General features: G+C 69.9%; 6 protein-coding genes. 1 reads left to right on the forward strand and 5 read right to left on the reverse strand.

What is annotated here, in order from left to right:
* Positions 1–6: 6 nt before the first annotated feature.
* The 5 genes from JHN63_RS49600 to JHN63_RS49620 all read right to left on the reverse strand — a co-directional run bounded on the left by JHN63_RS49600 (position 7) and on the right by JHN63_RS49620 (position 5,063).
* Positions 7–315 (reverse strand): hypothetical protein, encoded by a 309-nt coding sequence (locus JHN63_RS49600; protein ID WP_033281366.1) that lies wholly within the window; start codon positions 313–315, stop codon positions 7–9.
* Positions 316–687: 372 nt separating this feature from the next.
* Positions 688–2,001 carry a S53 family peptidase gene (locus JHN63_RS49605; protein ID WP_200691712.1) on the reverse strand — a complete coding sequence of 438 codons (1,314 nt, stop codon included), beginning with the start codon at positions 1,999–2,001 and terminating at the stop codon, positions 688–690.
* A gap of 352 nt (positions 2,002–2,353) precedes the next feature.
* Positions 2,354–3,715, reverse strand: a complete 1,362-nt coding sequence (locus tag JHN63_RS49610; protein WP_200691713.1) for a S53 family peptidase — start codon at positions 3,713–3,715, stop codon at positions 2,354–2,356.
* 281 nt (positions 3,716–3,996) lie between these two features.
* Positions 3,997–4,455, reverse strand: coding sequence for a hypothetical protein (locus JHN63_RS49615; RefSeq protein WP_200691714.1), 459 nt, complete (start codon positions 4,453–4,455; stop codon positions 3,997–3,999).
* Positions 4,452–5,063 (reverse strand): TetR/AcrR family transcriptional regulator, encoded by a 612-nt coding sequence (locus JHN63_RS49620; RefSeq protein ID WP_374223030.1) that lies wholly within the window; start codon positions 5,061–5,063, stop codon positions 4,452–4,454. The genes JHN63_RS49615 and JHN63_RS49620 overlap by 4 nt, the downstream gene beginning before the upstream one ends.
* Positions 5,064–5,153: 90 nt before the next feature.
* On the opposite strand from JHN63_RS49620, the gene JHN63_RS49625 reads away from it, so the two are divergent.
* A complete protein-coding gene (locus JHN63_RS49625) occupies positions 5,154–6,107 on the forward strand; it encodes an oxidoreductase (RefSeq protein WP_200691716.1) in 954 nt (317 codons plus the stop codon).
* Positions 6,108–6,109 lie beyond the last annotated feature (2 nt).

A 6,109-nucleotide genomic window follows, 5' to 3' on the forward strand; every position in this document is an offset into this window, starting at 1 on the left:
GCTCGGCTATACGGCCATGCCGTACACGATCGTGAAGAGGGTGCCGAGGGAGCCGATGATGAAGACGCCGGTCAGGCCGGCGACGATGAGGCCCTTGCCCTGTTCCGCGCTGAACGTGTCGCGGAGCGCCGTCGCCCCGATGCGCTGTTTGGCCGCACCCCATACGGCGATACCGAGGCAGAGCAGGATGGCCACCGCCATCACGACCTCGATCATCACCTTCGCCTCGTTGCCCAGGCTGCCGAAGGGGCCCCAGTCCGGAGCGATCCCCCCGATGATGGTGTTGATGTCTCCCTTGTCGGCCGCAGAGAGCATGTAAGTCACCGCCCCTGATGGGTAGTTCCGCATCCCCTGCAGGTGAGCAGAGGTCAGGCATCATTGTCGCCGACAAAGGCGCCGTCGGATGTCGACTTGGCGTCATTGGTTGGCGGGTTTCGTACGAATACACCGTACGGTCACTCTGTGTATCACGGTAGGTAACGCCGGGCAACGAGGTCGGAGCGGAACCTGACCGTGGTTCGGTCGTTAGCCCCTGATTACGGCATGGGGTTCGTGTCGATGTTCTCATGATGAACGGGCCGCGGCTGGATGCCGCGGCCCGTTCTCCCGTGCCAGGTGTGGCCCCCACGACCCACTGTGGCACGACATGTGACTGAGGATCAGTTCAGGGTGGGGGCCAGGTCGTCGTCAGTTGGCGAAGGCGGAGATGCCCTCCGGGGTGCCCCAGCCGGTCGGGCCGTCGTAGCCGGTCTCGGCGGTGCAGAAGTACGCCGTGGAGCAGGAGCCGTTGTAGCCGCTGGTCACGTCGTTGAGGGACGAGGTGCCCGCGTAGTCGTAGGGGTACTGCGCCGGGTAGGTGCCGCTGACCGGGGTGCCGGCCAGCGCGTAGACGCCGGCGATGATCGGGGCGGAGACGCTGGTGCCGCCGAAGGTGTACCAGCCGGCGGTGACGCCGTAGGAGTCGTAGACCGAGACGCCGGTGGCGGGGTCGGCGACGGCGGAGACGTCGGACTCCATGCGCTTGGTGCAGCCGGTGTCGGTCTGCCAGGTGGGCTTGGCGTCGTAGGAGGAGCAGCCGGAGCCGGTGCCCTCGGTGCTGGAGGTGCGCCAGACGGCCTCGGTCCAGCCGCGGGTGGTGGAGGAGGTGGAGAGCTTGGTGCCGCCGACCGCCGTCACGTACCGGGAGGTCGCCGGGTACTCGGCGCCGTAGGCGCTGTCACCGGAGGAGACGGTGATGGCCACGCCCGGGTGGTTGTAGTACGAGGTGTCGTACGTCGTCTGGGAGGAGGACTCCGAGCCGCCGTAGGAGTTCGACACGAACTTGGCGCCCAGAGTCACGGCCTCGTTCTCCGCCGTGCCGAGGTTGGCGTAGCTGGCGCTGGTGGCCTCGACGAGGGTGATGTTGCACAGCGGGCAGATCGCGCTCGCCATGTCGAGGTCGAGGGAGATCTCCTCGGACCAGCCGGCGTCGGAAGTAGGCAGAGACGTCGTCGAACCGGTCTGGCTGACCTTCTTGAAGCAGCCGTTGGCCGTGGTGCAGGCCGAGAGACCGTAGTACGAGCGGTAGGTCGCGAGGTCGGCCTCGGCGTTGGGGTCGTTGTACGCGTCGACGATCGCGATGGTCTCGCCGGAGCCGTTGGAGGCGGCGGCGGAGGTCAGGCCGTAGGCCGAGCGGAGGTTGGTCGGGCTGTAGCCGGAGGGGGTGCTCGCGTCGGCGGCCTTGGGGGTGATGCCGGTCTTCGCGGCCTGCATCTTCTGGAAGGCGGTGAGGCCGCCGGTGACGCGGTAGGACTTGCAGGTGAGATCGCCCGTGTGCTTGGGGGTCGCACAGGGGGTCGCGGCGTAGGTCACCGCGGTGGAGGTGGTGGCGCTCGCTGCCGCGTCGGCCTGTACGGCGGTGCCGAGGCCGGTGAACACGAGTGCGGCGGTGGCTACGGCGGCGGACCCTATGCGGCGCCATCTACCGTGCGTGTGGGGGGAGTCGGGGGTCGTGGTACGCAAGGTGCAGCCTCCTGAGTCGGTGGAACAGGGGCGGTGCGGGTGCGTCTCGCCGGTGCGGTTTCCCCGGCGGTGGGGGGCGGCCCGCGATGACCATCTCTTGTTGAGTACGCGACAACAAGAGGCTGCTGGAATCCTGACTTCCGGCTTACCGAACAGGGTCTGGCCCTTTACCAAACCCACAGGTTTCTCATGGGAGTCGGGGACTGCGGGGGCCTGTGGGGCCTGGGACACACGGCCAACGGGCCGCGGCTGGTTGCCGCGGCCCGTTGCCACTTGCTCCGCCAAGGGGACCCCACGTCCCCCTCTTGCCGGCGGCTCCCCGTGACCCGACGGGGAGGCTCTGCGGGGTGTGTCAGTCGGTGAAGGCCGACACGCCCTCCGGGGTGCCCCAGCCGGTCGGGCCGTCGTAGCCCGACTTGGCGGTGCAGAAGTAACTCGTCGAGCAGGTGCCGTTGTTGCCGCTCGTCACGTCGTTCAGGGCGGAGGTGCCGGCCGCGGCGTAGGGGTAGGAGGCCGGGTAGTCGCTGCTGCCGGGGGTGCCGGCCAGGGCGTAGACCGAGGCGATGATCGGGGACGAGGCGCTGGTGCCGCCGTAGGTGCCCCAGCCGGTGCCGTCGTCGCCGTAGGTGTCGTAGACCGAGACGCCCGTGGCCGGGTCGGCGACCGCGGAGACGTCGGAGATCATGCGCTTGGTGCAGCCGGTGTCGGTCTGCCAGGTGGGCTTCGCGTCGTATGCCGAGCAGCCGGAGCCGGTGCCCTCGGTGCTGCTGGTCTTCCAGACGCTCTCGGTCCAGCCGCGGGAGTTGGAGGAGGTGGAGAGCTTGGTGCCGCCGACGGCGGTGACGTAGCGGGAGCCCGCCGGGTACTCGGCGCCGTAGGCCTCGTCGCCCGCGCTCGCCGTGATGGCGACGCCCGCGTGCTTGTAGTACGAGGTGTCGTACGTCGTGTCGGAGGAGGACTCCGAGCCGCCGTAGGAGTTCGAGACGAACTTCGCGCCGAGCTTGACGGCCTCGTTCACCGCGGTGCCGAGGTTGGCGTCGCTCGCGGACTTGGCCTCGACCAGCAGGATGTTGCAGTTCGGGCAGGTCGCGCTGACCATGTCGAGGTCGAGGGACTCCTCGCCGGCCCAGCCGCTGTCGGCGGAGGGAAGGGAGGTCGTCGAGCCGGTCTGGCTGACCTTCTTGAAGCAGCCGTTGGCCGTGGTGCAGGCGGAGAGGCCGTAGTACGAGCGGTAGGTCGCGAGGTCGGCGGCGGCGTTCGGGTCGTCGTAGGCGTCGACGATGGCGACGGTCTCGCCCGAGCCGTTGTCGGCGGCCGCGTCGGCGAGGCCGTAGGCGGACTGGATGTCCGAGGGGCCGTAGCCGGTGGGGTCGTCGGTGGCGGCCTTCGGGGAGATGGTCTTCGCGGCGACGCCCTTCAGCGCGGCCTGCTTCTCCATGAAGGCGGTGGTGCCGCCGGTGACGCGCAGGGCGTTACAGGCGGCGAAGCCCTTCTTCGGGGTGGCGCCGCAGGCGGCCTTCTCGTACTGCACATGGGCCTTGGCGACCTGGGCGGCGATGGCCTGGGCGGTCACCTTGTGCGGGGCGGTGGCGGCGCTCGCGTGGGCCGCGGTGCCGAGGCCGGCGATCAGGAGCGCGGCGGTCGCGGCGGCTGCGGAGCCGAGTCTGCGCCAGTTGCCGCGTATGTGGGGGGAGTTGGGCGGTGACGTACGCAACGTACAGCCTCCAGGGAGAGGTGGGCAGAGGCCTGCGGGTGGGGGTCCACCGGTGAGGTTCCCGGTGGGGGCGGCGGCCCGTGACGAACCTTCTCTTGTTGAGTACGTGACAACAAGGAGGGTTCCGGAGTTCTGACTTCCGCGTTACTCAAGGGGGTTGGGGGATTGCTGATCAATGGCGCCGGGATGGCGTGGGGATGGCCCGGGCTTGACTCTCTCCACCGAATATCCACAGCGGGACGCGCGTTGACAGGCGTCAACGGGGGTGCCGCGGAGGTGCGTCAGACGTGCGCGAGGATCTGGCGCAGGGGGTGTCCGACCGCGGCTGTGACGGAGGCCAGCTCCTCCTCGGCGAGCCACCCGCGGTTCGGGTACAGGGCCGTGATCCTGAAGCTCGCGAAGCCCATCGGCCAGTCGTAGATCAGCTCGTCGAGCGATGTCTCGGTGCCGCAGCAGGGGACCGTGACCCGGAGTGTGGAGAAGCCTTCGTCGTAACGCTCCTGGACGGCTTCGCCCCACCAGCCGTCGGAGTCCGCGCCGCAGTGCGGGCAGCGGATCGTCTTCAGGTTGGCGCCGCAGTGGACCACCTCGACGGTGTCGTGCCAGGTGGCTGCCAGGCCGCGGCGGGCGTCCGCGTCGGGGAGCAGGGCGGACAGGGCGGCCCTGGCGCGGTCCGCTGCCGCCCGGGTGGGCTGCCAGTGCGGGTCGGTCGGGATCAGCGTCAAGTAGGTGTCGCTCACCGCTCGTTGCCCCGGGGCCTGAGGCCGTTCAGCAGGTGGTGGATCAGGGGGGCGATGCCGGTCACCGCGGCCTCCGGGGTGAGGGTGCCCTGGGCCGCGAAGGAGGCCGTGCCGTGCAGGGCGGCGCCGAGGACGAGGGCGATGGTCCAGGGCTCGTCGGGGATGATCTCGCCGCGCTCCTGGGCGTCGATGACGATCTGCACGAACTGGGTCATCGTGCCCTCCACGGCCGCCCGCAACTGCTCGGAGATGTCCGGGTCGTGCTTGCGGGAGTACATGACCTCGAGCAGCTCGGCGTTCGAGACCGCGAAGTGCACGTAGGCCGTGGCCAGTTCGGTGAGGCGGGCCTCCAGCGGCAGCTCGGGGCTGTCGGCGGCGTCCAGGTCCTCGGCCATGCGCTCGAAGCCGACCAGGGCCAGGGCGTCGAGCAGGGCCCGCTTGTCCTTGAAGTGGCGGCCGGGGGCCGCGTGGCTCACCCCGACGTCCCGGGCGAGTTCGCGCAGGGACAGGGCGGCGACCCCCTTCTCCAGCAGGGTGCGCTCCGCGCTCGCGAGCAGGGCGGAGCGCAGGTCTCCGTGGTGATAGGGGCGTACGGGCATGCGGGCCATCGTATCCCGATGTTGTCGGCGCCAGCATTGTTGTCGACGACATCATTGTTGTCATTGACATCATTGTAGGCGTTGCCTACATTGGAGGGCATGGACAAGACGGACAGCACGAGCAGCGGTAACAGCGGCGGCAAGGGCCGGGGCAAGGGCGAGGCCAAGTGGGACGCCGGGCGGATTCCCGATCTCGCCGGCCGTACGGCGGTCGTCACCGGGGCCAACAGCGGGATCGGCCGGGTGGCCGCCGTCGAGCTGGCCCGGGCGGGCGCGCATGTCGTGTTCGCCGTACGGGACCTGGAGCGGGGGCGGGCCGCGGCGGCCGGGGTGCGCGGCAGTACGGAGGTACGGCGGCTGGATCTCGCGGATCTGGCGTCCGTGCGGGAGTTCGCCGCGGGCTGGGAGGGGCCGCTGGACCTGCTGATCAACAACGCGGGGGTGATGCTGCTGCCCGAGCGGCGGACGCGGGACGGCTTCGAGATGCAGTTCGGCACCAACCACCTGGGCCACTTCGCCCTCACGAACCTGCTGCTGCCGCACATCACCGACCGGGTGGTGACGGTCTCCTCCGGCGCGCACCGGATGGGCGACGGCTACATCCACTTCGAGAACCTGAACCTGGACGGGATCTACGCCCCGCAGCGCGCCTACTCCCAGTCCAAGCTGGCCAACCTCCTCTTCACCCTCGAACTCCAGCGCAGGCTCACGGAGTCGGGCTCGCCCGTCCGCTCCCTCGCGGCGCACCCGGGCTGGGCGGCGACCAACCTCCAGAGCCATACGGCGAACCCGGTCTCGCGCGTGCTCATGGCCGTCGGCAACAAGGTCGTGGCCCAGGACGACAAGGGCGGCGCCCTGCCGACGCTCTTCGCGGCGACGCAGGATCTGCCGGGCGCGAGTTACGTCGGTCCGGGTGGGGTGTTCGAGATGCGGGGCGCGCCGACGCTGGTGGGGCGGAGCGCGGCGGCGAGCGACGTGGAGGCGGCGAAGCGGTTGTGGACGGCTTCGGAGGAGATCACGGGGGCGCGGTTCTCGGTGGGGGCGGTGGCGTAGGG

Source organism: Streptomyces sp. MBT65, assembly GCF_016612545.1.
GTDB lineage: Bacteria > Actinomycetota > Actinomycetes > Streptomycetales > Streptomycetaceae > Streptomyces.

What these genes read in the sequence shown, in the direction of transcription:
- JHN63_RS49600 (WP_033281366.1), bottom strand. Translation starts at nt 315, where the DNA reads ATGCTCTCTGCGGCCGACAAGGGAGACATCAACACCATCATCGGGGGG.
- JHN63_RS49620 (WP_374223030.1), bottom strand. Translation starts at nt 5,063, where the DNA reads ATGGCCCGCATGCCCGTACGCCCCTATCACCACGGAGACCTGCGCTCC.
- JHN63_RS49625 (WP_200691716.1), top strand. Translation starts at nt 5,154, where the DNA reads ATGGACAAGACGGACAGCACGAGCAGCGGTAACAGCGGCGGCAAGGGC.